The organism is Nonomuraea sp. NPDC051941 (assembly GCF_044593615.1).
The window spans coordinates 12,366-39,113 of the sequence record NZ_JBIUCF010000032.1; the positions used below are offsets into that span (position 1 = coordinate 12,366).

Here is a 26,748-nt window from a genome sequence, read left to right on the forward strand (position 1 = left end):
CGGGCCCGTTCCCAGAACGCGCCGGCCCGCGGTGGAGCACGTGGCCGACCGGCCGTCGCCGTGCGGAGCGGGCGGTTATCCGGCCGCCGCCGTGCGCAGCGCGCGGTAGAGCAGGCGGCTGTCGCCCAGGTGGTGGCGCAGGAGCTTCTCCAGGCCGCCGATGGGGACCAGGTTCTGCGGCGCGCGCGGGTCCTTGTAGTCCACGCCGGCCAGCGGCGGCAGGGCGAGGGTGACCGCGTCGGCCAGCCGTACGACCTGGGCCGGGTCCAGCTCGGCGCTGGCCTCGCAACGCGCCACGCCCGCCCACGGCGCGGACGACTGGACGGGAAGCCGCAGGTACCAGGCGTGCCGCCGCCAGCTCGTGCCCATCAGGAACACGGGCGTGCGCTGGCCCGGCGCGAGCGCGGCCACCACCGCGGACTGCGGCGGCGGTAGGTAGGCGGTGTGGTGGGTCTTGATGTAGCCGATCGTGCGCGGCAGGTGCGTACGCCCCCGCAGCGGCCCGTCCACCAGCAGCAGGTCGTCGCCGCGGTCGCGGTGCCGCACCGCCAGGTCCACCTCCAGCTGGGTGACCAGCCGCTGCAACGCCAGGGACAGCTCCTCGAAGCTCGCGTCGGCGGCCTTGCTGGGCTCGTACGTGGCGTGCGTGGTCTTGACCTCGGGCGTGTGCGGCGAGGCGGAGATCAGCGACCGGTTGACCTGGATGGCCGCCAGGTCGGCGCCGTCCGGGCCGCAGCGGACGATGCCGGCCGCGTACGACGCCGCGATCCCCGGGACGGGCATGGGCGCGTCGGGATCGTCGACCCACACGCGGGCGTCGATCCTGCGGACCCCGTCGGCCACCAGCAGCGTTTCGGGAGGGGAGGCGTCGGGCCCGGGCGTGACGGGCTTCCAGTCGGCGGCCGGCCGCTCGATGTCGATGACCAGCTCGGCGCTGGTGGCGCCCATCTCGGAGAGGTTCTCGACGGCGAGGGCGGCGGCGTAGCCGGGGTCCCACGGGTCGACGGTGAATCCCGTCATGGAGCGATGGCCGCCTTCCGCACGTGGGAGCCCTTGCCGTCGCGCCTGACCTCGAAGCGCACCGGCACGCGATCGGCCAGCGCGGGCACGTGCGTGACGACGCCGATCAGGCGGTCCTGGCCGGCGGCCAGGCGTTCGAGGGTGCCGGCAACGGTGTCGAGCGTGGCCGGGTCGAGCGTGCCGAACCCCTCGTCCAGGAAGATCGAGTCCAGGCCCCGGGCGACGGCGCCGGACAGCGCCAGGGCCAGCGCGAGGGCGGCCTGGAAGGTCTCGCCGCCGGACAGGGTGCGGGCGCTGCGCCGCAGGCCGGCCTCGCCGTAGTCGATGACCTCGATGTCGCCGGTCTTGTCGCCGAGGGCCAGCTCGTACTGGCCGTCGGACAGCTCGCGCAGCGTGTCGGAGGCCGAGGCGACCAGCACGGCCAGGGCCTCGGCGCACAGCCAGCGCTCGAAGGCGTTGGCCCGCAGGCGCAGGGCGAGCTCGTGGGCGACCTTGGCCTCGTGCTCCTTCCCCGAGACCTGGAGCTCGAGGTCGGCGGCGCGCTTGCGCTCCTCCTTGAGGCGTTCGAGAGCGCTGTCGGCGCGCGCGACGGTCCCGGCGACGGCGGCGCCGAGCTGGTCGGGCGAGGCGTCGCGCGGGGCGACCACGCCGTGCTCGGCCAGCCGCTCGGTCAGCCGGCGGCGGTCGGCCGTGAGCCGGGCGCGGGCCTGCGCGAGCTGCTCCTCGCGTTCGGCCAGCTCGGCGCGGGCGGCCTGCGCGGCCCGGTCCCGCCAGCCGAGCAGCTCGGTCCACGCCTGGTGCAGGTCGCGCCGGTCGAGGAGCGGCGGCGGGTCCTCCTGCCGGCCGGAGACGAGCAGCCGGTCACGGGCCGCCTCCAGCTCCCGCCAGGCGCTCTCGGCCTGCCGCTCGGTCCGCTCGGCGCCGGCCCGCGCCTCGTCCAGCTTCCCGCGGGCGGCGCGCAGCGCCCTGCGTGCCTGGGTGGCCAGCTCGTCGGCCTTGGCGATCGCGGCCAGCCGGCCTTCGAGCTCGGCCCGGTCCCCGGGGGCGGGCAGCGCGGCCAGCTCGGACTCCGCCCGCGCGGCCTGCGCGGTGAGCATCGACGCCGAGGTCTCGGCGCGCGCGTGGGCGGCCCTGGCGCGCTCGGCGCGTTCGCGCGTGCCGGCGAGGACGCGGTCGGCGGCGCGGATGTCGGCGGGCGGCTCGTGCCGGGGCAGCTCGGAGACGGGGTGCCGGCAGACCGGGCACGGCTCGCCCACGGCCAGTCGCGGGACCAGGTGGGCGGCCGCGTGGGCGTCGCGCAGCCGTTCCCGCTGGGTCTCGGCGGCGGCCAGCGCCTCTTCGGCGGCTTCCCGCGCGCCGGCCAGGTCCCGCAGCGACGCGGCGGCCGTCGCGGCCTCGGCGCGCGCGCGGGCGGCGTCGGCGGCCAGGCGCTCGCGGGCGTCCAGCGCGGTCAGCGCCGCCCGAGGCGCGCCCCGGTCGCCCAGCGCGGCCAGCGCCTCGTACGCCTCGTGGTCGTCGGCCTCCAGCGTGGCCACCTCGCCGGTCAGCGCCTCGACCGCCTCGGCGGCGGCGCGGCGGGCCGAGGCCAGCGTGGGTACGGCGGCGGGCATGCGCAGCGCCGACAGCATCGACCGGCGCTCGGCCATGACGGCCAGCTCCTGCTCGGCCCGGCGGATGTCGCCCTCGCGGGCCCGCAGCAGGTCAAGGTCGGCGCCGATGGTCTCGGCCAGCCGCCGCAGCGCCTCCAGCCGCTCCGCCAGCTCCCGCTCGGCCTCCGCGGTCGCGCCGGACAGCTTGGTGAGCTGGTCGCGGGCGAAGGAGGCGGCCTGCTTGGCGGCCTCCTCCTCGCGGGCGGCGCTCTGCCTGATCCGCTCGTAGACGTCGGCGTCGAGCAGCTGCACCAGCAGGTCCTGCCGCTCGCGCGGCGCCGCGTGCAGGAACTCCGCGAAGCGCCCCTGCGGCAGCACCACGCACTGGGTGAAGAACCGGTATTCCAGCCCGGTCACCCGCTGTGCCTCCGGGGTGACGTTCTCGCCCTCGGCGAGCGGCTTGACCACCGCGTCGAACGCCTGCTCGAGCGGCGCGGCCGGGTCGAGCTCGTCGAGCCTGGCCTCCTTGGTGCGCACCGCGCCCTTGGCGTCGCGCACCATCGACCGGGCCACGCCGAAGCGCCGCCCGTTGCTGTCGAACACCATCGCCACCTTGCCGGCCGCGACGGACGGGGCCAGGGCGTGGGCGATGGAGTTCTCCCTGCCCCAGCGCGGCACCGTGCCGTACAGGGCGAAGCAGATCGCGTCGATGATCGTGCTCTTGCCGGCGCCGGTCGGGCCCACGAGCGCGAAGTATTCGGTGTCGGAGAAGTCGACGGTCACCGGCTCGCGGAAGCTGCCGAAGTGGTCCAGGTGCAGCAGGAGGGGTCGCATCAGCCGGTCACCTCGTCGTAGAGCCGGTCGAACAGCGTGGCCACCTGCTCGTCGTGGCGGCCGGTGGCGGTCAGGTATTCGCGGAACAGCTCGCGCGGGCTGTGCTCGGCCGAGCCGGTCCTGCGCGTGGCGGGCACCGGCCGGAACCGCTCGTCCAGGACCACGTCCACGGCGCCGTTCAGCAGGCCGCGCACGTCGTCGGCGAGACCCACCCGGGGTTTCTCCTCCACGATCACCTTGAGCCAGTCGTCGCCCGGCTCGATGGCCTCCAGCTGCTCCAGCGTGCCGCGTACCGTGCGCAGCCGCCGCGCCGAGGCGAAGGCCAGCTCCCGCACCACGGCGGGCTTACCCGGGGTGACCTCGACCAGCAGCGCGCCCGGGGTGTTGCCCTCCTCGCCGAAGTCGACGGCCAGCGGCGAGCCGCTGTACCAGATCGGGCACGGACCGGGGATCTGCTGGCGGCGGTGCAGGTGGCCGAGGGCGGCGTACTGGGTGGTGGCCGGGAACGCGGTCGGCTCGAAGTAGTAGGAGAAGATCGACTGCGCCTCCCGCTCGCCGCCGCCGAACGCCCCGCCGGGCAGGGTGCCGTGGGTGGTGACCAGGTTGACGGTGTCGGCGTGGAAGCCGGCGGTGAGCGCGCCGATCAGCTCGCCGATGCGGGCGGCGTAGTCGCGGTTGTGGTCGGCGGCGGTGCCGGTGAGGACCTCGGCGGCGCGTACGACATAGCGGTGCGACAGGAACGGCAGCACCGCCAGCCGCACCGGCTCGCCCGAGCGCGCCGTGAAGGCCAGCGTGCCGCCCGCGTCCGGGCGCCGGAACGAGCCGATGACGTGCAGGCCCAGCTTGCCGAGCACCGGCCGGTAGACCTCCAGCAGCTGCGGGTTGTCGTGGTTGCCGGCCAGCACGACCACGTCCCTGCCGTCGCCGCGCAGCGCCATGAGCGCGTTGAGCACCAGCGACTGGGCCTCGGGCGTGGGCGCCGAGGTGTCGAACAGGTCGCCGGCCACGATGACGGCGTCGACGTCGTGGGTGCGGGCGGCGGCGACCAGCTCGCGCAGCACCTCCCGGTGCTCGTCGAAGCGGGGGCGGCCCTTGAGCACCTTGCCCACGTGCCAGTCCGCGGTGTGCAGGATCTTCACGAAACCACCTGTGGTCAGAAGGGCGGGATGTCGTCTTCGACGCCGGGCAGGCCCTGGAACGGATCGGCCGACACCTTCGCCGGCTCGGTCGCGGCCTCGGCCGGCCGGGTCGCCCAGGCCGGGAAGGGGAACGCGACGGCCAGCGGGACCGGGATCTCCGGCTGGGCGACGAACATGGTGCCGGGCTTGGCGATCGTGGCGCGCTCCCTGACGGCCGGAGGCAGCCAGCCGTACTCGGACCGGGCGGCCTCGGCCGGGTCGAGGCGGCCGGCGACGCGTACGGCGCTGTTGGAGACGATGCGCCGCTCCACCTCCGAGGCGGTCTGCTGGGCGCCGATGAGGATGACGCCCAGCGAGCGGCCCCGCTCGGCCACGTCCAGCAGGATCTCCTTGATCGGGGAGTCGCCCTCGCGCGGGGCGTACTTGTTGAGCTCGTCGAGCACCACGAACAGCAGCGGCCGGGCCGTGCCCGAGGACTCCTTGCGGTGGAACTCGCCGCGCAGCACCACGCCCACCACGAACCGCTGCGCCCGCTCCGGCAGATTGTGCAGGTCCACGATCGACACCTGCGCGTCGGAGGTGCGGACCGAGTGGTTGCGGTAGAACGGCAGGTCGCCCCGGACGATCGGGGACAGCGGCCGCACGGCGCTGCGGAGCCTGCGCAGGAACGCGTTGACGGTGCCGAGCGGCGTCTGCGCGCCGGTCCACTCGCCGCGCGTGCCCTCGTCCTGGAGCTCGTCGGACAGCAGCTCGACGAGGTCGGTGAACGTACGGCAGGACGTGCCCCGCACCATGACCGCGCCGCCGTCGCCGACCGGCTCGGCCCACGCCTTCAGCCGGGCGGCGACCTGGCCGACCAGCAGGGAGTAGCCGGCCCGCTCGTCGTCGGAGTCGGCGAACACGAAGCGCAGCAGCTCCTCCTGGCAGAACTCGACCAGCGTCCAGTAGAAGGAGCTCACCCCCTGCGTGCGCGCCGAGACGTGCGGCACGCCGTTGGGGTCGTTCGGCCGGGGCGGGGCGAAGACGTGGACGCTGCCGAACGCCCTGGCGGGCAGCCCCAGCCGGGCGTAGACGCCTCTGGCGCGCTCGTCGAGCCGCACGTTGTCGTGGTCGAGGAAGAGCAGGTCCTCACCCTTGACGGAGAAGATCAGCGCCTTGGTGTTGGCGGCCTCTCCCTCCAGCACGCCCGAATTGAAGATCGAGTAGAGCAGGAAGGTCGCGAAGGAGGTCTTGGTGGCCACGCCGGAGACGCCGGAGATAGACACGTGGGCGCCGCGGGTGCCGTCGAGGAAGTCGAAGTTGACGTAAAGCGGCTGGCCGTCGCGGCCCATGCCCAAGGGGATGCGGCGGTCCATCACGTCGAAGTAGAGGGCCTGGTCGCGGTCGCCCGAGCCGGCCAGGAAGACCTTGGAGCCGGGCAGCGGCGGCACGAACACCTCCGGCTCGACCCGCGTCACCCGCACCTCCGCCACCTCGACCACAGCGGCCGGCAGTGCGCCGTCGGCGATCAGGAAGACGTCGGAGTCGTACGCGGCGCCCTCGTGCCTGGCCTCCACGGTCGTCACCACGCCGGCCACGAGCACGGTACCGTGGCCGGGCACCTCGCGCCTGGTCACCACCACGTCGTCGAGCTGGACGACCTTGCCCGGCTCCAGGCCGACCCAGAACGACAGCGGCGAGGCCGCCTGCGTGCCGAGCACCCGCCCGACGGCCTCACCCGCTGTGGCCGCCGCCGTGCTCACCTGATGGTTTACCGCCCCGTTGACCGTCACTCATCCCTCCGCCCCCACGAAACGCCCTTCTAAAGGAGCGTAGTGGCCCCGAGGTGTGCGTCCGGCGCATTTCACGTGCGCTCGCGTCCTGCGGGATCACATGGTTGACACTCGACCGGTGAGCAGAAAAGATACGGTCGTCCGTACAACTGAGGCGGAGACGTCATGACCGACTGGGAACGCAGGCTGGCGCTCGACCCGTCAGCCGCGGTGCCGCTCTACTACCAGCTGCGCGAGCGCCTGCGGGCGGTGATCCGCGACTGCGAGCCCGACACGATGATCCCCGCGGAGAAGGACCTGATGGTCTACGCGGGCGTGAGCAGGGCGACGGCCCGGCGGGCGATCGGCGACCTGGTCCAGGAAGGGCTGCTGGTGGCCAGGCAGGGGAGCGGCACCTACACCGCCCCGCAGGCCGTGGCCCCCGAGCTGGGCTCACGGCCGGTCGGGTTCACCGAGACGATGGCGCGGCTGGGCCGCAAGCCCGCGACGCGGCTGCTCAAGGCCCACCTCCAGCAGGCCGGGTCCGACGCCGCCGCCGCGCTCGGCGTGCGGGAGGACCAGGAGATCGTCTTCGTCGAGCGGCTGCGCCTGCTCGACGGCGTGCCCTGCATGCTCGAAAGCGCCCACCTGCCCGTCGAGCTGGTCCCCGGCATCCTCGACGAGGACCTCACCGGCTCCCTCTACGACCTGCTGCGCACCAAGTACGGCCTCACCCCCGCGAGCGGCCGGGAGACGATCGGCGCGGTCAACGCCGACTACCGGCTCGCCGAGCTGCTGCGCGTGCCCATGGCCGCGGCCCTGCTGGCCACCGCCCGCAGCACGTGCACCGAGAGCGGGATCGCCCTCGAATACACCATCCGCCACGCCCGCGGCGATCTCACCGTGTTCTCCGTGGAGCTCAACGACCCCAACAACGCTCTCATGGGCCAGTAAACCCCCATACCGGCCCCATACCGGGAGGTCGAGCATGACCAGGTTGACCCGCCGTGCCCTGCTCAGAACCGCCACCCTCGCGACGGCGTCCGGCCTGCTCGCCGCCTGCGGCTCGGAACCGGCCGCCACGGTCCCCGCCGACGGGGTGCCGCGCGGGAAACTCTCCGTCTGGCTGCACCAGACCAAGGCGTACGACAAGGTCTTCAACCCGCTGCTGCGCAGCTACATGCAGGAGTTCGGCGGCGTCGACATCACCCCCTTGTACGTGCCGGTCGACAAGCTCGACGCCAAGCTGCTGACCGCGTTCGCCGGCGACGTCCCGCCCGACCTGGTCAAGATCGGCGGCTGGACGATCCCGGGCCACGCCCGCAAGGGTCGCCTCGCCCCGATCATCCCCAAGGCCATGGGCGTGGCCGACGAGAAGGCGCTGGTCCAGGCGTACGACGAGCACGCGATCGGCTCGCTGTCGTACGAGGGCAAGCTGTACGGCGTCCCCATCGACTACACGATCTGCTACCTCTACTACCGCAAGGACAGGTTCGCCGAAGCCGGGCTCGACCCGGACAAGCCGCCCACCACCTGGGAGGAGGTCGCCGAGTACAGCAAGCGGCTGACCTCGGCCGACGGCAAGAAGGTGGGCCTGCAGTGGATCCTGGGCAGCCCGCAGTGGACGTTGATGCAGCTGCTCGCCCTGGTCAAGGGCAAGGGCGGCACGATACTCAGCCCCGACGCCACCAAGGCCACGCTCGCCTCGGACGCCGGGGTCGAGGCCCTGCGCTACTACGGCAGTCTGGGCAACCCCAAGCTGTCGAACCCGCTGTCCGGCTTCGGGCTGTTCGCCACCGGTGAGGCGGCCATGCTGGTGTCCGGGCTGTTCGCGATGGACCTGTTCCCGACGCTGAACCCCAAGCTGACCTTCGGCAAGGGCTTCGACATCGCGCCGATGCCCCGCTGGGAGTCGGGCCGGCCGGTCGCCCCCGCCTACACGTGGGGCTGGGCGGTCGCCCAGAAGTCCAAGCTCCAGTTCACCGCCTGGCACTTCATCGACTACCTCCAGCGCGAGGACGTCGCCGCCAAGCAGCTCAAGGACGCCAGCCTGCTCACCCCGGTCAAGGGCTGGGAGAAGCTGCCCGGGGCCGACCAGAAGGCCATCGACATCATGGCCGCCTCCGCCCCGCACGCCGACTTCGGCCCGCAGACGCCCGTCTGGAACGAGATGGCCAAGGCGCTCACCGACGCCGGCGACGCGGTGGCGTTCGGCAAGAAGACCCCCGAGCAGGCCGCGGCCGACTTCGACCAGGCGATGCGGATCGCCCTATGACGCTGTCGCTGGGGCTCGCACCTCGCGTCGCGCGGGTCTCGGGCCAGGGGCAGCGCTGGGTGGAGGCGCGCACCGGCGCCCTGCTGTCCCTCCCCGCCGCCCTGTACTTCCTGGTCTTCTGGGTCGTGCCGTTCGTGTCGGCGGTCTACCTCAGCTTCACCAGCTACGACCTCGCCGGCGCCCCCGAGTGGACGGGCCTGGACAACTACCGCAGGATGCTGGAGGATCCCGGCTTCTGGAACTCGGCCAGGGTCACCGCCGTCTACACCGCCGGCTCCGTGGTGCCGTCGATCGTGCTCGCCCTGGCGATCGCCGTGCCGCTGAGCAAGCCGGGCCGCTACAACGCCTTCCTGCGCGGGCTGATCATGATCCCGGCCGCGATGCCGCTGGTGGCCACCTCGCTGACCTGGTCGGTGATCTTCGCCGAGGACGGCCTGGCCAACGCGCTGATCGGGCTGGCCGGCGCGGAGCCGAAGCCGTGGCTGACCGACGAGGGTCTGGCGCTCTGGGCCCTGGTGATCATGACGACGTGGAAGCACCTCGGCCTGTTCGTGATCATCCTGACGGCGGGCCTCCAGGGGCTGCCGCTGAGCGTCTTCGAGGCCGCCGGGCTCGACGGGGCCGGGCCGGTGCGGATCTTCTTCCGCATCACGCTGCCGCTGCTGCGCCGCACGCTGCTGTTCGTGCTGGTGATCGCGGTGGTCGGGGCGATGCAGTCGTTCGTGCCGGCCTTCCTGCTGACCAAGGGCGGCCCGGCGGGCGCGACCGAGGTGCTGCCGCTCTACATGTGGGCGACCGGCTTCACGTTCGAGCGCATGGGCTACGCGTCGGCCATCGCGATGGTGCTGCTCGTGGCCATGCTGGCGCTGTCGATCGCGCAGTTCCGCGTGCTGCGGGGAGGCGATGACGGGTGAAGGTCTTACGCGGGACCGTCTTGACGCTGGTCGTGGCCGTCATGCTGCTGCCGGTGTACGCGATGTTCGCGGTCTCCTCGGCCTCGGACGCGAGCGATCTCGGCGGGCTGTCGTTCGACGTCTCCCAGCTGGGCGCGCACGTGGCGCAGCTGTTCGGCCAGGGCGGCTTCCCGCTCTACCTGCGCAACAGCCTGATCCTCTCGCTCGGCATCGCGGTGCTCGAGGTGATCCTGTCCGCCGCCGCCGGGTACGCGCTCGCGCAGCTCCGCTTCCCCGGCAGCCGCGCGCTGTTCGCGGTGATCGTGGGGACGCTGTCGCTGTCGCCGATCGTGGTGCTCGTGCCGATGTACCTCATCGTCAAGGCGCTGGGCTGGATCGACACCTTCCAGGGCATGATCGTGCCGTTCATGATGAGCGCCTTCGGGGTGTTCCTGGTCCGCCAGTTCGCCCTGGCGCTGCCGCGCGAGCTGCTGCTGTCCGCGCGGGTGGACGGGGCGAGCGAGCTGCGCATCTTCGCCCGCATCGGCGTGCCCCTGCTGCGGCCCGCGCTGCTGACGCTCTTCCTGCTGCAGTTCCTCGCGCAGTGGGACAACCTGCTCTGGCCGCTCATCGTGGCCAACAACCCGGGCCTGTGGCCGCTGCCGGTGGGGCTGTCGCAGCTCCAGACCGAGTACGACTTCAGCATCGGCCTGGTCAGCACCGCCGCGCTGATCACGGCGGTGCCGCCCCTGGCGCTGATGTTCCTGCTGCAGCGCTACTACGTCGCCGGGCTGACCCTGGGAGGGGTGCGCAAATGAGCTCGTACGGGGAGTGGACGACGGCGTACGGGCTGCCCGCGTTCGCGTACACGCTGGACCAGGAGCGGGACCCGCGCGCCGAGTGGGACCCCGTGCTGGACCCGCCCACGCGGCGGCACTTCGCGCACGTGGGCAACCGGCGGATCACGCTGGTGTCGGACAACTACGGGCTGAGCGACCTGTTCGACGAGCACACCGGCCTGCTGTGGCTCACCCGGGGGACCGGCGTGACCCGCATCGGCGAGCTTTCCACCGATATTTCGGGATCTGAGCGGATCTTCGGGCCGACCTTCGCCGTCGTCCGGGTGGCCGACGAGCGGGTGGCGCTGGAACGCACGGTCCTCTGCCCGGAGGGCGAACAGCCGTGGGTGCTGATCCGGCTGCGGGTGCGCAACCTGCTCGACACGCCGGTACGGCTGGAGGCGACCGAGGAGTGGGCGGCCAGGCCGGCCCGGGTCGAGCTCATCACCGGCCCGGTCGAGTGTCGCGCCGACGCCGACGACCCCGGGCTCGAACTGGAGCTGATCAGCGGCGCCAGGACGCGGACCGGGCGGCTCGTGCTCCCGCTGGAGCTGGCGGCGGGCGAGGAGCGGGTGCTGGACCTCCGCTACGGCCTGCTCGGCTCCTCGACCGGGACCGCGACGTTCGAGGAGAGCCTGGAGGCCCTGCGCGGCCGGCTGCCGCGCGCGTCCGCCGCGCGGGCGCCCGAGGCCGAGCGGGAGATCCCCTGGCACGCCGCCCTGCTCACCGGCGCGGCCTGCGCCGACGGCGTGCTCGGCGGCCACACCCTCGACCAGGGATCCTGCTACTCCTTCCGGCACGGCTTCAACGGCGCCGCCCGCGACCCGCTCCAGCACGCGCTGCCGCTCGTCTACATCGAGCCCGATCTGGCGCTGTCCGTGCTGCGCAACACGTGCGCGTGGGGCGGACCCGACGGCGACCTGCCGTATGCGCTCGGACCGGACAAGCGGCCCTGGACCGACCTGTTCCGCCCGTCGGACCAGAACCTGTGGGCCCTGTGGCTGGCCGCCGAGTACCTCAGCGCGACGGGCGACGAGGCCGCCTTCCACGCGGACGTGCCGTACCACCCGGTCCACGAGACCCCTGGCGTGCCGCTGCTGGAGAACCTGCGCAGGCAGTTCAGGTTCTTCGCCGAGGTGGTCGGACGGGGCGAGCACGGGCACGTCCGCATCCTCAACGCCGACTGGAACGACATGGCCATCACCGAGAGCGGCGTGCCGCGCGAGGTGATGATCGCCCGGGGCGAGTCCGTCCTCAACTCCGCCATGGCCGCCTGGGTCCTGCCCCGCTACGCGACGCTGGCCGAGCGGCTCGGCGACCAGGCGACCGCCGCCGAGGCCCGCAAGCTCGGCGAGGAGCTGCGCGACCTGGTCGCGGGGGAGTGGAACGGGCGCTGGTACCGCCGCGCGTACGGCCCGGGAGCGGTCGTCGGCGACGACGATCTGTGGCTGGAGGTGCAGCCCTGGGCCATTTTGTGCGGCGCCGCCCCACCTGAGCGGGCCGTGGAGCTGCTGCGCACGATCGAGCGCACTTCAGCCGCCGATTCCCCTTTGGGCGCCCGGCTGCGCTGGCCCGCCGCCGACGCGTACGGCCCCGGCGGGGTCGGCACGATCTGGTACGCGATCAACATGACGCTCGTCTGGGCCGCCGCCGAACACCTCCCCGACCTGGCCTGGGACTGGTGGCGGCGGATGACGCTGGCCGCGCACACGGCCGCCTACCCGGACGTCTGGGAGGGCACGCTGTCGGGCCCCGACGCCTACCTGGCCCCCGAGACCGGCCGCCCCGGGCGCACCTGGGACCTGGCCGAGGTCGGCGTCGCCATGCAGGCGTACCCGGTCGCCAACCTGCACAGCCACTCCCAGCCGCTGCTGGCCTACCTGCGGCTGCTCGGCGTCGAACCCTTCCGGCGGCCGCGCGGCGGGGCCCGCTTCGCCTCCCGGGCGCTGGAGGTCGGGCCGTGACCGCGCTCGGGGTCGACGTCGGCGGCACGTACATCAAATGGGTGACGCTGGAAGGCGACGCGGTCTCCGGCTCGGGCACCGTCGCCACGCCGCCCGGCCCCGACGAGACGGTGAAGCTCGCGGCCTCGCTGGCCCCGCACGCCGGATCCATCGGGATCGGGCTCCCCGGCCACGTGGACCGCGACACCGGGACCGCCCTGTTCGTCCCGAATCCGCCGGGTGACTGGGACGGCTACTCCGTGGGGGCCCGGCTGCGCGAGCTGACCGGGGTCCCCGTCTCCGTCGTCAACGACGCCCGCGCGTTCGCCCGCGCCGAGCTGGCGCTGGGAGCCGCCCGCGGGCTGGCCGACGTGCTGTTCGCCGTGCTCGGCACCGGCGTGGGCGGGGCCGTGGCGCTGCGCGGGACCGTCCTCGTCGGGCCGCGCGACAACCTCGGCGAGATCGGTCACCTGACCGTCTCCCCCTGGGGGCCGGTCTGCTGCTGCGGCAACCGGGGCTGCGTGGAGACGTTCGCCGGCGGGCCGGGCATCGTGCGGGCCTTCCGCCCGGGGACGCCGAAGGCCACCGCGGCGGAGGTGGCCGAGGCCGCCAGGGCCGGGGACGAGCGTGCGGCCCAGGTGTTCGAGCAGGCCGGATGGGCGCTCGGCGTGGCGCTGGGCGACGCGGCCGCGTTCTTCGGCGTCGGCTCGGTGGTCGTCGGCGGCGGCGTCTCCGGCGCGCTCGACCTCATGCGAGACACCCTGCACAACGAACTCGCGCGCAGACGACCGCTGATCGGAGACGTCACGGTGCTGCCCGCCGTACTCGGCCCGATGGCGGGGGCCATCGGCGCCGCACTCTATGGGAGGAGATCTGGATGAAGTGGATAAGCCGCGCCATGGAGCTGCTCGGCGAGATCGAACGGACACAGGAGGACGCCCTCGCCGAAGCCGCTCGCATCGCCTCTGAGGCGATCCTCGGCGGAGGAGTGGTGCACACGTTCGGAACCGGACATTCGCGGATGGGCGTGGAGGAGATGTTCCCCCGCTACGGCTCCTACCCCGGCTTCCACCCCATCGTCGACCTGTCCACGACCTTCTACACCCAGGTGGCCGGCTCGAACGGGATGCGCCAGGCCATGTTCATCGAACGCGTCGAAGGGCTGGCCGAGGCCATCCTGGGCAACTTCGAGCTGCGGCCGAGCGACGCGGCCATCGTCTTCAGCGTCAGCGGGCTGAACGCCGTGCCCATCGAGATGGCGATGGGGCTGCGCAAGGCGGGCCTGTCCGTCGTGGCCGTGACCTCGATGAACGAGACCATGGCCGTCGAGCCCGGACACCCCAGCGGCACCCGGCTGGCCGACCACGCCGACGTGGTGGTCGACCTGCGCACCCCGGTCGGCGACGCGCTGTGCCACGTCGAAGGGCTGGCCGAGCCGGTCGGCCCCGGCAGCACGCTGGCGGCCGTCTCCGTGGTCAACGAGATCAAGGTGCGCACGGCCGAGCTGCTGGTCGCGGGCGGCTGGACGCCGCCGGTCATCTCCAGCGCCAAGCTCGTCGGCGGACCCCGCTCCGAGGAGCTCTTCGAGGCCGCCTACCTCGAACACGCCCGCCGCGCCGCCGCCGTGCTCAGGAAGCCATGAGCGCCGTCCTGGTGGCGGGCTCGGACGGCGGCATCGGCCGCGCCTGCGTGGAGGCGGTCGAGGCGTCCGGCACGAGCGCGTACGGCGTGGACCTCGCCGGCGGCATCGACATCACCGAGCCAGGCGGGGTCGAGAAGGCGCTGGCCCAGGCCACGGCCCGGCACGGGCGGCTGGCCGGAGTCGTGCACGCGGTCGGCATGTCCGGCCGCAGGTTCGGCGACGGCGGCGTGACCGAGTGCACCGACGAGGCCTGGCACGAGGTGCACCGGGTCAACCACGAGTCGGTGTTCCGGCTGCTGCGCGCGGCGATCCCCGCGCTGCCCGAGGGCGGGTCGATCGTGGTGATCGGCTCGGCGCTCGGCACGTCGATCGACGACGACTTCCGCACCGTGGCCTACGCCTCGGCCAAGGGCGCGCTGATCCCGCTGATCAGGACCGCCGCCCGCGAGGCCGCGCCGCGCGGGGTGCGGGTCAACCTGGTATCGGCCGGCCTGGTGGCCACGCCGATGAGCGTCCGCGCCCGCACGTCCGCCGCCGTCCAGGCCAGGATGCCCGCGCTCATGCCCCTCGGCGCGAGCCCCTGCGGGCCGGAGGAGGTCGCGCAGGCCGTGCTGTGGCTGCTCTCGCCCTCGTCGGGGCGGACCACGGGCGCGGTCATTCCCGTCGACGGAGGGTGGCATCTGCGGTGAACGTCCTGTGGGAAGGCGACGTGGTCGTCGCCGGTGGCGGCAGCGCCGGGTGCGCGGCGGCCGTGGCGGCGGTCCGCGCCGGCGCGTCGTGCCTGCTGGTGGAGCCGTCCGGCTTCCTCGGCGGCACCGGCGTCGCCGTGCTCGACACGTTCTACGGCTTCTACGCCCCCGGCCCGGTCTCGCGGCGGGTCGTCGGCGGGATCGGCTGGGAGGCGTGCGAACGGCTCTTCTCCGCCGGAGCCGCCTTCGAGCGGCCCAACACGTACGGAGCCGGCACCGGCGTCACGTACGAGCCGGAGGAGCTCAAGCTCGTCTGGGACGAGCTCACCTCCGGCGCGGGCGTGCTGCTGCACGCGCGGGTGTGCGCGTACGTGCCGGGGACCGGGGTCGAGGTGGAGACCGTGGCCGGCCGGTTCCTGGTCAAGGCCCGGGTGGTCGTGGACGCGACGGGCGACGGTGAGGTGGCCTGGCGGGCCGGGGCCACGCTGGAGCGGCCGAGCATGCGCTCGCAGCCGATGACGGCCACGTTCCGGATGGGCGGGGTGGACCTGTCGGCCACCAGCACGGCCGAGCTGCACGCGCTGATGGCCGACGCCGACCTGCCCAGGCGCGAGGGCTCCGTGCACAGGACCGTCAACGACGGGATCGTGCACACCAACCTGACCAGAGTGATCGGGCTCGACCCGACCGACCCGTTCGAGCTGTCGCGCGCCGAACGCGAGGGACGTGCGCAGGTGCGGGAGTACGTCCGCTTCCTGCGGGCCAAGGTGCCCGGGTACGAGTCGGCGGTGCTGCTGAGCACGTCCGTGCGGATCGGGGTGCGGGAGTCGCGGCGCCTCGTCGGACGATATGTCCTGACTTCTGATGATGTATTGGCCGGGAGGGATTTTCCCGACACGATCGCCCGGTGCGGCGCCCCCATCGAGGATCACGCCGCCGGGGCGGCCACCCGGTGGGAGTACGTGCACGACTACGGCACCTACGGGATCCCGTACCGGTGCCTGCTGCCGGTCGAGGTCGAGGGGCTGATCGTCGCGGGGCGGTGCCTGTCGGCCACGCACGACGCGCACGCCTCGGCCCGGTCGATGGGGCAGTGCATGGCGATGGGGCAGGCGGCCGGGACGGCGGCGGCGCTGGCCGTACAGGCCGGGGTGGAGCCCGCGGCGGTGGACGTGGACCTGCTGCGCGCCCGGCTTCGCGAGGAAGGAGCGCTCCTGTGACGGTTCGTACGGTGCTGGGGGACGTCGAGCAGATCGGCCTCACCTATGCGCATGAGCACTTTTTCATGACCGGTGACTGGCCTGTCCGCAACGAGCCCGACTACCGGCTCGACTCCCTGGACGCGGCCGTCGCCGAGGTGACGGCGGCCCGGCGGCTCGGGCTGTCTGCGGTGGTCGAGATGACGCCGCTCGGGTTCGGCCGCAGCCCGTCGCTGATGAAGGCGCTGGCCGAGCGGACCGGGCTGCACGTGATCGCGGTGACCGGCTTCCACAAGAGCACCTACTACAGCGACGCCCACTGGCTGCACCACTACTCGACCGACGAGATCGCCGAGCTGCTGGTGGCCGAGATCGAGCTCGGCATGGACGAGTACGGGCTGGTCGGGCCGCTGGTGCGGCGGTCGCCGGCGCGGGCGGGGGCCATCAAGATCGCGACCTCGTACCACGCGTTCGGGCGCGGGGTGGAGCGGCTGGTCGGCGCGGTGGCCGCGGCCGCCGTGCGCACCGGCGTGCCGGTCGTCACCCACTGCGACAAGGGCACGATGGGCCACGAGCTGCTGGACGCGCTGTCCTCGCACGGCGTGGAGGCCGATCGGGTGGTGCTCGGGCACATCGACCATAATCCCGACGCCGGATATCTCACCTCATTGGCGGAGAGGGGGGCGTACCTGGCCTTCGACCGCCCCGGGCGGATCAAGTACGGGCCCGACAGCGAGATCGTCGCGCTCGTCGCCGAGCTGGCCGGGCGCGGGCTGGGGGATCGGCTCCTGTTCGGGATGGACCTGGCGCGGCGGTCGTACTGGCCGGGGCTGGGCGGCGGGCCGGGGCTGACGTATCTGCTGGAGCGGTTCGTGCCGCGGCTGGAGGCGGAAGGGCTCGGCGAGGCGGCCAAGGCCGCGCTGATCGCCAACCCGCGCGTCGCCTTCGCACTACGGCCGCGCTGATCGCCAACCTGGCGTCGCCTCCGTGCTGCGGGCGGGCCGTCAGGCGACTCGCGGGCTCAGGCGGCGTCGCTCGGGGACTCGCTTGGTGAGAGCTCGGCGGCGACGAGGTCGGCGGCGCGCACCGGGTCTCCGCTCACCCGGTCGCGGAGCCGCTCGACCGACCAGATGTAGCCGGACGCCGCCAGGGTGAGCCCGGGCTCGCAGAGCTCGCCGTACACGCCGAAGTCCAGCTCGGGCAGGCGGGCGTGCAGGGCCTCGGCCAGACCGGCGGCGAAGGCGTCGCGCGCCGCGCGCGACGCCGGATCGCACTCGCCCAGCGCATCGGTGATTCCCTGGTCCTCCTCGTAGTCCTCCAGGTACGGCACCAGCGCCGGATCCCCGAGGCAGGCGATCGCCGTCAGCGTGTTGGGGCTGAATCCGCCGTTGTCCAGCAGACGGGCGGCATGCGGCACGACGCGGCGATCACGACGGCGGGCCAGCCCGGCGATCGCCTCCTCGCGCGCCTCGGTGTCCTGATCGCCGACCCGGGCCCACAGCGCCTCCCGGATCGCCCGGCTGTCCGCCTGGCACTGGGTCCCCAGGGCGAACGTGGCCCAGTCCCGTACCTCGTCCTCGGGGTCGGTGGTCAGCCGGATCAGCGCCTCGATCACCGCGTCGTCGTTCGCGCGGCCCAGCGGCAGCGACCACGCGACGTTGAAGCGCACGTCCTCGTCGGGGTGCTCGGCCAGGCGCAGCAGCTCGGGCACGGCCCGTTCGTCGCCCGTGCAGCCCAGCGTCCGCGCGATCGAGGCGTGCACGGCGTCTTCGGTCTCGGTCGCGACCAGCTCCAGGGCCGCGAGCAGCACCGGCTCCCGCAGGGACTCCTCGACCTGCGCCACGCTGCCCAGCAGGTCGCAGCCGATCCTGCGCTCGGCCGGATCGGGCGACCGCACCAGAGCGAAACCCCGCCCCGCCGCGGTCTCCCGATCCTGTGTGGCCTTGCCCACGAGTTCCCACGCCTGGTCGTAGTCGCCCGGACAGGTGGCGTTCCTGATCAACTCGACCGCTTCGGCGATGACGTCCATGGGAGGCATGGTCGCGCGCCGAGCGTCGTGCGGCCATCCGTTTTCCTCAAGGCAGGTTCTTCTCGACCTGGTTCTGCCAGCTGGCGTTGGTGTTGATCTCGGGCGAGGTGCCCGCGAAGGCGCCGCGCGCGTACGTGTCGCCCTGGAGCTGGTACATCAGCCACGCCGTCACGTAGCCGAGGAAGCCGCCGCCCGTGCCCTGGATCGTGTTGTGGCCGGCTCCCTTGAGCAGCGCCTTGGCCGCCGCGCCCGGGACCTGGTCGTAGTACGTCTGCAGCGCCGAGTTGGGGGAGATGATCGTGTCGCTGGACCCGCTGACGAACAGCACGGGGCAGGTCAGCTGGTCCACGTGGAACGCGTCGCCCGCGCTCACCCAGATCGGGGCGGGCAGCGCGATGGGGACGACGGTGTCGATGAGCCCGCCGGACTTGGTGGCGGTGTTCACCGAACCGCCCGCGCCCTGGGAGTGGCCGACCGCGCCGACCTTGGTCACGTCGAGCTTGCCGTAGAAGACGCTGGAGCTGTCGGTGTTCCGGTCGATCAAGTACTGGGCCGCGGCGATCATCTCGGACCCGGTGCCCGTCGTGGTGTCGGTGGAGGCGACCACGGCGAACCCCCAGGAGGCCAGCTGGTTGAGCAGCCCCGGATACTGCGTGGGCACCGCGTTGGTCCCGTTGCCCCAGGTGATGATCGGGTGCTTGAAGCCGCCCGCCCCGAGGTCGGCCGGATAGTAGAGCTTGTATCCGGTCGCATCGGCGGTCGCGACCGTCCACGGGCCCGCGACCTTGTAGTGCGCCTCGATGGTGTCCGCGGCCTGGGCGGGCCTGGCCAGGAGCCCGAGTACGAGCGCGACGGCGGCCACGACGAACTTCATACAGCCTCCATAATTTGTACGGATGACCGAAACTCTCGCTTCACAAGTGGGTCGTGTCAATGGTTGGATCGTGGCCATGGAGCACGTGCCTTCCGCGGCGGAGATGCTGGGCTGGATCGAGACCGTCGTGGGGCAGGGCGTCCGCCGCCCCGGCTACCCGGCGGACGCGTGGACCGAGCGGTGGCTGGCCGAGCGCCTGGCGGAGTTCGGCCTGGAGGTCACGCTCGAGCCGGTCGAGGTGCCGCGCTGGCAGCCGGGCACCGGGCTGCTGCGCCTCGACGACGGCACCTCGTGGACCGGCATGCCGCTGCCCCACACCGCGCCGACCGGCGGCCTGCGGGGCCGGATCGCGCGGCTCGCCGACGCCCGGCCGGGCGACATCGTCGTGGACGAGGTGACCTTCGGCGAGCTGCCGCAGTCGTACGTCAAGACGCTCGCCACCTCGGCGTACGACCCCGAGGGCGTCTTCGACACCCTCGTCCAGACGATCCCGTTCGGCCCGCGGATGATGGAGGTCGTCGAGCCCGCCCTGGCCGCCGGGGCCGCGGGCTTCATCGGCGCGCTGACCGGCCTCCCCTGGGAGACCCGCGACTACTACGTGCCGTACGACGCGGTCGAGCGGCCCATCCCCGCGCTGTGGCTGTCCGGGACGGACGCCCGCCGGCTCCTGGCCCGCCTCCCGTGCGAGGGGGAGCTGATCGCCGAGTCCGCCACCGACACCGTGATCACCCACAACGTGGTCGCCACCCTCCCGGGCAGCTCGCCCCACACGGTCATCGTCGCCTCGCACCACGACGCCCCGTGGGCCTCGGCCGTGGAGGACGCCTCCGGCCTGGCCCTCGTCCTGGCCACCGCCCGCCGCTGGGCCCGCGTCCCGGCCGAGGAGCGCCCGCACAACCTGACGTTCCTGCTCACCTCCGGGCACATGGCCCACGCGGCCGGCACCCGCGCCTTCATCGACCGCCACCGGCCGGAGCTGGCCGGCGTCGTGCTCGAACTGCACCTGGAGCACGCCGCGCTCCGCTGCGAGGCGGTGGACGGCACGCTCGTGCCGACCGCCGAGCCCGAGGTCAGATGGTGGTTCACGACACGAGCCCCCCGGCTGGAGAAACTGGTCGCCGCGACGCTGGAGGCGGAGGACCTGCGGCGGTCGTTCGTCCTGCCCCCGGACGTGTTCTCGCCGATGCCGCCGACGGACGGCGCGTTCTTCCACCCCGAGGGGGTGCCGCTGGTGCACTTCCTGTCGGCGCCGATGTACCTGTTCGACTCGGCCGACACGATCGACAAGATCGACGTGGCAGGGCTGGAGCCGCTGGCCCGCGCGGCCGTCCGGATCGTGGCGGGCACCGCCGGCTGGACCCCGGCGGACCTCCGCGGGTAGCGGCGCCCCGCCGGCCATGGTCATGCTGGGGGACAACGCCCCCAACGCCGCCAGGACGTGATCACGATGTCACAGACTCCCGTTCGGTTCTCCGAAGAGCGTTCCGAGGACGTCGTCGCGGCGTCGTTCGCCGGTGCCCATGACGCCCGGCTGCGGCAGGTCCTCACCAGCCTCGTCCGCCACCTGCACGCCTTCGCCAAGGACGTCGAGCTCACCCAGTCCGAGCTCGACGCGGCCGTCGGCTTCCTCACCAGGACCGGGCAGACCTGCGACGACACCCGCCAGGAGTTCGTCCTGCTGTCCGACGTGCTCGGCCTGTCGATGCTCGTCGACACCATGGCCAACCGGGCGCCCGCCGGGGCCACGGACTCCACCGTCCTGGGGCCGTTCCACATGGTCGACTCCCCGCCGCGGCGGCTCGGGGATCCGATCTCCCTGGTGCCCGGCGGCGAGCCGACGCTCGTCACCGGGCAGGTGCTGGCGGCCGGCGGCGACCCCCTCCCGGGCGCGGTCGTGGACGTCTGGCAGGCCGACGAGAAGGGCTTCTATGACGTCCAGCGGGACGACGTCCCCGCTGGGCACCTGCGCGGCCTGTTCACCTGCGACGACCAGGGACGTTTCGCGTTCCGCACGATCCTTCCGGCTCCGTACCCGATCCCCGACGACGGGCCGGTCGGGGAGCTCCTGGCGGCGGCGGGCCGCCACCCCTACCGGCCCGCGCACATCCACTTCATCGCCGGCGCCGACGGCCACGCGCCGCTCACCACGCACGTGTTCGTCTCCGAGTCGCCCTACCTCGACTCGGACGCGGTGTTCGGGGTCAAGGACAGCCTGGTGCTGGACTTCGTCCGCGCCGAGGACGCGGACCTGGCGGCGGCGTACGGCGTGCCCGTCCCGTTCCGCCACGCGCACGTGGAGCTGCGGCTGCGCGAGAGCCGGTGACCTATCGGCGGCCGCGGAACGTGCGCCGCAGGTCGTCGACCCACTCCCCGGGGATCTCCCACGGGATGAAGTGGCCGCCGTGGTCGTGCACGGTCAGGTTGACGTGGTTGTACCAGGCGCCGCGGTCACTGCCGGCGAAGTGCCGCACGCGCTGGTCGGTGGTGACGCCGGGCGGGTTCTCGTAGCCGACGAAGGTGATGCCGGTGGGGGCCTCGACGGGCGGCTGCCGGTCGTGGGAGGGGGTCCAGGGGTAGCGGTTGTTGTTGGCGTACGTGCGGATCGAGGTGCCGATCGAATTGCTCACCCAGAAGATCATGGCGTGGGTGAGCAGGTCGTCCTTGGTGAAGACCGACTCCAGGTCGCCGCCGTGGTCGCTCCAACTGGCCCAGCGCTCCAGGATCCAGGCGAGCATTCCGGCGGGCGAGTCGGTCAGGCCGTAGGCGAGCGTGCTCGGGGCCAGGACGTGGGCGGCGAGGTGGACGGCGAAGCGCCTGTCCAGGGCGACGATCCGGGCGTGGACGTCGGCGGGCAGGCCGTCGGGGATGGGCTGCCCGCCGCTGAGGTCCCAGGCCCGGTCGCCGTTGAACAGCGTGAGCTTCTGCCCGGAGCCGATGTGGATGCCGTGCAGCTCGGCGGCGTACTTGTGCCCGAGCTGCCCCGTGACCATGGCTCCGACGTCGCAGCCGGCGGCGGCGTACCGCTCGTGGCCGAGGACCTGGGTCATGAGGATGTGCCAGAGGTCGGCGACCTTCCAGAAGTTCATGTCCGGGTGGTCCGGCAGCGGCGTGGAGAAGCCGAAGCCGGGGAACGAGGGGACGATGACGTCGAAGGCCTCGGCCGGGTCGCCGCCGTGCGCGCCGGGGTCGGCCAGCGGGTCGATGACCTTGGACCAGTGCCAGAACGTCCACGGCCAGCCGTGGGTGAGGATCAGCGGCGTCGGGCTCGGGCCCACGCCGGGCTTGCGCATGAAGTGCACGGGGACGCCGTCGACCTCGACGCGGTAGTGCTCGTAGGCGTTGATCGCGGCCTCGGCCTTGCGCCAGTCGTAGCCGGTGTGCCAGTAGTCGACGAGCTCCCGCAGGTAGGCGCGGTTGACGCCGTAGCTCCAGTCGTCGTTGCCCGCGTCGTCCGGCCAGCGGGTCAGCTCCAGGCGCCGCCGCAGGTCGGCGAGCACGTCGTCGGGCACGTGGATCGGCTCCGGCGCCAGCGGGCTCCGGGTCTCGTCGCTCATCGTCGTCTCCTGCTCAGGTGCCATCGACGGCAAAATATATCAGAGATTTATTTAATTTCGTGATGTATCAGAGTGCGAGGCCGAGGTCGGCGATGAAGCGGGCCAGGCCGACGCGCTTGCGGAACAGCTCGCGCAGGTCGTCGGTGACCGGCTCGCCGAGGTGCTCGGCGGGGATCGCGGTGAAGGCGCTGCGCAGGACCAGCGTCGTGACATACCCGGCTGCGGCGTCACCGGCGGGCACGCCCTCGTCGGCCAGCCCTCGCTGGTACGCGGCCAGGATCGCGCGATGGATCACGGGCAGCTCGCCGGGCTCGGTCAGGCCGTCGTGCGCCAGGCCCACGAGCAGCTGGCCGAGGTCGAAGCCGATCGGCACCGGGTCCTGCCAGCCCCAGTCGATGGCCACGAACCGGCCGGGGTCGTCGGCGGGCACGAGGAGGTTCTGCGGCCCGGCGTCGCCGTGCGCCATGGTGTGCGGCAGGCGGTCCGCGGCCGCGAGCAGCGCGGGGATGCGGCGGGCCAGGGTGTCCAGGTCCATCTGCAGGAGCGGGTCGGCGTGCGCGGCGACGAGCGGGTGCCGCCAGAGGGCGGGGTCGCGCAGGATGGGCAGCGCGTGTCGGGTGAGCAACTGGCCGACGTAGGTCCGCAGCGCCGTACGGGGGCGGGAGTCGTCGGCGGGACGCCGCCCGGCGAGCCGGCCCAGCGCGCGGGCCGCGGCGGCGTACCTGGTCAGGTCCCACTCCCCGGGGGCGGTGCGGACGTCCTCCAGCCACAGGTCGAGGCGCTCGTCACCGAGGTCGTCGACCAGGAACAGGCGGGGCAGCCGCAGTCCGGGCGGGAGGGGCAGGCCGGAGGTGTACACGTCGGCCTCGGTCCGCCACGGGAACCCGGCGACGAACTCCGTGCGGGCGGGCTCGGGGATCACGTCGATGTTCGCCCAGTGCCGGGCGGAATGCAGGGATTTGACGAAGAAGGACCAGGTGCGGCCGCACGCGGTCGTGCCGCTGACCCGGCGCAGGCCGCCGGTGGACGGGGTGCCGGACGTGTGGTCGATCGGCTCCACGCGGATGGACTCCACCTCGGCGCCCTCATCGTCCAGATATTTCCGTACAAGAGGGGTGAGGTGGGCGCGGGATGGCATCGCGGTCATGTACAGAACCGTCTCCCGCCCCGCGAGGTCCCGCATAGAGCATGGCCTACTCAAACGTTCGCCCGTACCATCCCTCTGTGCGTCATCTGTGGCCCTTCGCCGGTCGGGAATCCCAGCTCGCGGCGATCCGATCGGCGGTGGAGGCCGGCGGCGCCGTCGTGGCCGGGCCGGCGGGCGCGGGCAAGAGCCGCCTGGCGGCCGAGGCGCTGTCCGGCGCCGGCGACGTGACCTGGATCCTCGCCACCGCCGCCGCCTCGGACCTGCCGCTGGGCGCCATGGCCCACCTGCTGCCCGCCCAGCCGCCGCACGGCAACGTGATCCGCTGGGCCGCCGACGCCCTGGACCGCGAGCGGCTGGTGCTCATGGTCGACGACGCCCACCTGCTGGACCCGGTCTCGGCCGTACTGGTGCACCACCTGGTGACCGGCGGCCGGGCACGCGTGCTGGTGACGACGCGCAGCGGGGAACGCGCGCCCGACGCCGTGACGGCGCTGTGGAAGGACGACCTGCTCCCGCGTCTGGACCTGGCCCCGCTGACGCTCCGGGAGGCGGGCCTGGTCCTGGCCGGAGCGCTGGGCGGGCAGGTCGAGGCGCCCACGGTCCGGCGGCTGTGGCGGGCCAGCGAGGGCAACGCGCTGTTCCTGCGCGAGCTGGTGCTGGCCGGCGAGTCGGGCGGCGCGCTCGCCGAGCGGCGCGGGGTGTGGCACTGGTCGGGCGAGATCTCGGTGACGACGCGGCTGCGCGAGCTGATCGAGAGCCGGATCGGCGACGTCGACCCCGGCGAACGGGCCGCGCTGGAGCTCGTCGCCCACGGCGAGCCGCTGTCCGTGGACGCGCTGACCGCGCTCGCCCCGCTGGACACCCTTCGGCGTCTGGAGGATCGCCAGCTCGTCACGATCTCCCCGGAGCCCCTGCCCGCCCGACCCCTGGAACCCTTGTATTTTCCTGAGCCGCTGTCCGTACGGCTCGCGCATCCGCTCTACGGCGAGGTGATCCGGGCCGGGTGCGGCACGCTGCGTACCCGCGAGGTGCTCAGGAGCCTGGCCGACGAGGTGGGCGGCCGCACCGGCGCGGACCCGCTCCGCGTCGCGGTCTGGCGGCTCGACAGCGGGACGGCCGGCGACCCCGCCGCGCTCGTCGAGGCGTGCAACATCGCGCGGAACGTCCGCGACCTGCGGCTCGCGGCCCGGCTCGGACGGGCCGCGCTGGCGGCCGGGGGTGGATTCACGGCCGCCCTGGCGCTGGCGTCGGTGCTGTTCTACGACGACCGGTACGACGAGACCGAGACCGTCCTGCCGGACCTGGCCGACGCTCCGACGGACGACATGACGCGGGCCGACCTGATGTCCGTGCATGCGCTCAACCTCTTCTGGGGGCTGGGCCGGGAGGCCGAGGCCCGGGCCATGCTGACGGACGCCTGCGCCACGATGACCGCTACGGAGCCGCGCCAGGGCCTGCTGGTGATGCGCGGCTCCATCGAGTACATGATGGGCATGTTCGACCAGGTCGGGCGGTCGGTCGCGGAGATCCGCCGGATCGCCCCGCTCAGCTCCCGGTTCGAGCTCGGGCTGGCCCCGCTGGAGGGAGGCCGGCTCGTCCACGAAGGACGCGCCCGGCAGGCCGTCGCCCGCGTGGACGAGGCGCTCGGCAGCGTCGGAGACCTGCCCGGAGGGCTGCCGTCGGTCACGGCCACGCTGGCGGAGACGGGGGTCGGCGCCGCCGTTCTCGCCGGTGACCTGGCCGCGGCGCGCCGGTTCGCCGACGTGGGGTACCGCATCGGCGAGGACTACGTGGGCTGGGACCGTGCGCTGATCATGTTCGGGGCGCTGCGCGGCCGGGTGGCCAGGCTCCAGGGGCGGCCCGCCGAGGCCGTCCGGCTGTGCAGGCAGGCCGCCGTGCGGCTGCGGGGCCGTACGCTGCACGGCGGGCTGTGCCTGGCCGAGCTGGCCCACGCGTACGCGCTCACCGGCGACGTGGCCGCGGTGCGGGCGACCACGGAGCTGGCCGGAGAGCTGGGCCTGCGGGTCGGTCACCAGGTCGAGTTCGCCTTCCGGCTGGCGCGGCCGTGGGCGCTCGCGGCCGACGGCGACCTGGCCGGGGCGGTCGAGGCGGCGCTCGAGACCGCCGACGCGGCCGGGGAGCTCCGAGCGTACGAGCTGTACGCCCTGCACGACGCCGTCCGGCTCGGCGCCTCCGGCCTGGTCGCCGACCGGCTCGCCCGGCTGGCCGCCTCCGTGGAAGGCGACCTGGCCCCGATCCTCGCCCGGCACGCGGCGGCCGAGGACGATCCCCAGGAGCTCGACGCGGTGTCGCTGGCCTTCGAGTCGCTCGGCATGCTGCTGCACGCGGCGGAGGCCGCGGCCCAGTCCGCGGCCGCGTACCGGAGGCAGGGACTGCCGCGGCGGCAGCGGGCCGCCGAGACCCGCGCGTGGCGGCTGGCCCGCCGCTGCGAAGGCGCCCGCACCCCGGCGCTGACCGGCCTGGCCGCGCCGCAGCTGACCGCCAGGCAGCGGCAGATCGCGCAGCTGGCCGCCTCGGGCCTGAGCAACCAGGACATCGCCGACCGGCTGGTGCTCTCCCGCCGGACGGTCGCGAACACGCTGGTGCAGGTCTACGAGCGGACCGGACTGAACAGCCGGGCCGAGCTAGCCGACCTGCTCTTCACCTGACCGGGGCGGGCTCACGTAGTGGTACACCAGCGCCGGCTCACCGGCCGCGTTGAGCCAGCGGGCGCGGCCGCTGCCGACCCTGCGCCAGCCGGACCGTTCATAGAACGCTATGGCGGCCGTCCCCTCGGAGGAGACCTCCAGCTTGAGAGGGGTTTCGACGGCGGCGCGCACGGTGTCGAGGAGCCGGGCGGCCAGGCCGCGCCCGCGGGCGGCGGGGGTGACGAACAGGCGGGTGACCTCCATGTCCCGGGTGAGCGCCACGTGGCCGAGCACCGCCTCCGCCTCGACGGCTATCCACGCCCCGATCAGGCCGTCCGGCGTCAGCCAGCCGGCCGGGTCGCGCGGCCAGTCCACGGGGTAGCGGTCGCTGGCCTGGACCTCGGCGAGGGCCTTCGTGCAGGCGTCCAGGTCGTCGGGGGTTCTGTCGCGGATCTCCACGCGGGCCAGCCTACGAGGCCCAGGGGCGGACGCCGTCATCAGCGGCCGGTCGCGCCCGCTGCGCCGCCTGGCGTCCCGGTAGCGTGCCGGTCACGAGGGGATGACTCGCGCCTGAAGCGCGGTCGTGCGATATCGTTAAACCGCTTTAACAGCGGGGATAAGGGGGATGGATGCCTCGCCGGGCCGTTCCTGAGGATGGTCGGCCTCGTCCCTCGACGATCCGG

The 26,748-nt window shown here is 73.3% G+C and carries 22 protein-coding genes; 13 read left to right on the forward strand and 9 right to left on the reverse strand.

The window, feature by feature from the left end:
- Positions 1 to 75: 75 nt before the first annotated feature.
- Genes ACIHFD_RS41305 through ACIHFD_RS41320 form a run of 4 tightly spaced genes read right to left on the reverse strand, consistent with a single transcriptional unit; the run spans position 76 to position 6,324 of the window.
- Entirely contained in the window at positions 76 to 1,020 is a 945-nt protein-coding gene (locus ACIHFD_RS41305) for a hypothetical protein (protein ID WP_350732201.1), read from the reverse strand.
- Positions 1,017 to 3,443, reverse strand: coding sequence for an AAA family ATPase (locus ACIHFD_RS41310; protein WP_397371562.1), 2,427 nt, complete (start codon positions 3,441 to 3,443; stop codon positions 1,017 to 1,019). The genes ACIHFD_RS41305 and ACIHFD_RS41310 overlap by 4 nt, the downstream gene beginning before the upstream one ends.
- Positions 3,443 to 4,582, reverse strand: a complete 1,140-nt coding sequence (locus ACIHFD_RS41315; RefSeq protein ID WP_397371563.1) for an exonuclease SbcCD subunit D — start codon at positions 4,580 to 4,582, stop codon at positions 3,443 to 3,445. The genes ACIHFD_RS41310 and ACIHFD_RS41315 overlap by 1 nt, the downstream gene beginning before the upstream one ends.
- Positions 4,583 to 4,596: 14 nt before the next feature.
- Positions 4,597 to 6,324: an ATP-binding protein gene (locus ACIHFD_RS41320; RefSeq protein ID WP_397371564.1), complete on the reverse strand. Its 1,728-nt coding sequence runs from the start codon at positions 6,322 to 6,324 to the stop codon at positions 4,597 to 4,599.
- A 195-nt stretch (positions 6,325 to 6,519) separates the two neighbouring features.
- On the opposite strand from ACIHFD_RS41320, the gene ACIHFD_RS41325 reads away from it, so the two are divergent.
- From ACIHFD_RS41325 to ACIHFD_RS41370, 10 genes are read left to right on the forward strand one after another with little or no spacing between them, the layout of a single operon-like run.
- Positions 6,520 to 7,287 (forward strand): GntR family transcriptional regulator, encoded by a 768-nt coding sequence (locus ACIHFD_RS41325; RefSeq protein WP_350732207.1) that lies wholly within the window; start codon positions 6,520 to 6,522, stop codon positions 7,285 to 7,287.
- 34 nt (positions 7,288 to 7,321) lie between these two features.
- Positions 7,322 to 8,608 (forward strand): ABC transporter substrate-binding protein, encoded by a 1,287-nt coding sequence (locus ACIHFD_RS41330; RefSeq protein WP_397371565.1) that lies wholly within the window; start codon positions 7,322 to 7,324, stop codon positions 8,606 to 8,608.
- Complete coding sequence (locus ACIHFD_RS41335) at positions 8,605 to 9,522, forward strand: carbohydrate ABC transporter permease (protein ID WP_397371566.1); 918 nt, start codon at positions 8,605 to 8,607, stop codon at positions 9,520 to 9,522. The genes ACIHFD_RS41330 and ACIHFD_RS41335 overlap by 4 nt, the downstream gene beginning before the upstream one ends.
- Positions 9,519 to 10,319 carry a carbohydrate ABC transporter permease gene (locus ACIHFD_RS41340; RefSeq protein WP_350732213.1) on the forward strand — a complete coding sequence of 267 codons (801 nt, stop codon included), beginning with the start codon at positions 9,519 to 9,521 and terminating at the stop codon, positions 10,317 to 10,319. Before ACIHFD_RS41335 ends, ACIHFD_RS41340 begins: the two co-directional genes overlap by 4 nt.
- Entirely contained in the window at positions 10,316 to 12,304 is a 1,989-nt protein-coding gene (locus ACIHFD_RS41345; RefSeq protein WP_397371567.1) for a GH36-type glycosyl hydrolase domain-containing protein, read from the forward strand. The genes ACIHFD_RS41340 and ACIHFD_RS41345 overlap by 4 nt, the downstream gene beginning before the upstream one ends.
- The gene (locus tag ACIHFD_RS41350; protein ID WP_397371568.1) at positions 12,301 to 13,164 is read left to right on the forward strand and encodes an ROK family protein; all 864 of its coding nucleotides are present in this window, start codon (positions 12,301 to 12,303) and stop codon (positions 13,162 to 13,164) included. The genes ACIHFD_RS41345 and ACIHFD_RS41350 overlap by 4 nt, the downstream gene beginning before the upstream one ends.
- Positions 13,161 to 13,925, forward strand: coding sequence for an SIS domain-containing protein (locus ACIHFD_RS41355; RefSeq protein WP_355202383.1), 765 nt, complete (start codon positions 13,161 to 13,163; stop codon positions 13,923 to 13,925). The genes ACIHFD_RS41350 and ACIHFD_RS41355 overlap by 4 nt, the downstream gene beginning before the upstream one ends.
- On the forward strand, positions 13,922 to 14,614 hold the full coding sequence (locus tag ACIHFD_RS41360) for an SDR family NAD(P)-dependent oxidoreductase (RefSeq protein WP_397371569.1): 693 nt from the start codon (positions 13,922 to 13,924) through the stop codon (positions 14,612 to 14,614). The genes ACIHFD_RS41355 and ACIHFD_RS41360 overlap by 4 nt, the downstream gene beginning before the upstream one ends.
- Complete coding sequence (locus tag ACIHFD_RS41365; protein WP_397371570.1) at positions 14,611 to 15,834, forward strand: FAD-dependent oxidoreductase; 1,224 nt, start codon at positions 14,611 to 14,613, stop codon at positions 15,832 to 15,834. Before ACIHFD_RS41360 ends, ACIHFD_RS41365 begins: the two co-directional genes overlap by 4 nt.
- Entirely contained in the window at positions 15,831 to 16,778 is a 948-nt protein-coding gene (locus ACIHFD_RS41370) for a phosphotriesterase (RefSeq protein ID WP_397371571.1), read from the forward strand. The genes ACIHFD_RS41365 and ACIHFD_RS41370 overlap by 4 nt, the downstream gene beginning before the upstream one ends.
- 56 nt (positions 16,779 to 16,834) lie before the next feature.
- Here the strand turns inward: ACIHFD_RS41370 and ACIHFD_RS41375 are convergent, their stop codons facing one another.
- Together ACIHFD_RS41375 and ACIHFD_RS41380 are read right to left on the reverse strand one after the other, a co-directional pair.
- Positions 16,835 to 17,842 carry a HEAT repeat domain-containing protein gene (locus ACIHFD_RS41375; protein ID WP_397371572.1) on the reverse strand — a complete coding sequence of 336 codons (1,008 nt, stop codon included), beginning with the start codon at positions 17,840 to 17,842 and terminating at the stop codon, positions 16,835 to 16,837.
- Positions 17,843 to 17,888: 46 nt separating this feature from the next.
- A complete protein-coding gene (locus ACIHFD_RS41380) occupies positions 17,889 to 18,716 on the reverse strand; it encodes an alpha/beta hydrolase (protein WP_397371573.1) in 828 nt (275 codons plus the stop codon).
- A 76-nt stretch (positions 18,717 to 18,792) separates the two neighbouring features.
- On the opposite strand from ACIHFD_RS41380, the gene ACIHFD_RS41385 reads away from it, so the two are divergent.
- Both ACIHFD_RS41385 and ACIHFD_RS41390 read left to right on the forward strand, forming a co-directional pair.
- Positions 18,793 to 20,097 (forward strand): M28 family peptidase, encoded by a 1,305-nt coding sequence (locus tag ACIHFD_RS41385; protein WP_397371574.1) that lies wholly within the window; start codon positions 18,793 to 18,795, stop codon positions 20,095 to 20,097.
- Between the two features lie 66 nt (positions 20,098 to 20,163).
- Positions 20,164 to 21,039, forward strand: coding sequence for a dioxygenase (locus ACIHFD_RS41390; protein WP_397371575.1), 876 nt, complete (start codon positions 20,164 to 20,166; stop codon positions 21,037 to 21,039).
- Between the two features lies 1 nt (position 21,040).
- Here the strand turns inward: ACIHFD_RS41390 and ACIHFD_RS41395 are convergent, their stop codons facing one another.
- Together ACIHFD_RS41395 and ACIHFD_RS41400 are read right to left on the reverse strand one after the other, a co-directional pair.
- Positions 21,041 to 22,294, reverse strand: coding sequence for an epoxide hydrolase family protein (locus ACIHFD_RS41395; RefSeq protein ID WP_397371576.1), 1,254 nt, complete (start codon positions 22,292 to 22,294; stop codon positions 21,041 to 21,043).
- Between the two features lie 43 nt (positions 22,295 to 22,337).
- On the reverse strand, positions 22,338 to 23,417 hold the full coding sequence (locus tag ACIHFD_RS41400) for a hypothetical protein (protein ID WP_397371577.1): 1,080 nt from the start codon (positions 23,415 to 23,417) through the stop codon (positions 22,338 to 22,340).
- A gap of 77 nt (positions 23,418 to 23,494) precedes the next feature.
- On the opposite strand from ACIHFD_RS41400, the gene ACIHFD_RS41405 reads away from it, so the two are divergent.
- Positions 23,495 to 26,086 (forward strand): LuxR C-terminal-related transcriptional regulator, encoded by a 2,592-nt coding sequence (locus ACIHFD_RS41405; RefSeq protein ID WP_397371578.1) that lies wholly within the window; start codon positions 23,495 to 23,497, stop codon positions 26,084 to 26,086.
- Here ACIHFD_RS41405 and ACIHFD_RS41410 read toward each other — a convergent pair.
- Positions 26,063 to 26,524, reverse strand: a complete 462-nt coding sequence (locus ACIHFD_RS41410; RefSeq protein WP_355202357.1) for a GNAT family N-acetyltransferase — start codon at positions 26,522 to 26,524, stop codon at positions 26,063 to 26,065. The two genes, ACIHFD_RS41405 and ACIHFD_RS41410, sit on opposite strands and share 24 nt — an antisense overlap.
- Positions 26,525 to 26,748: the final 224 nt, after the last annotated feature.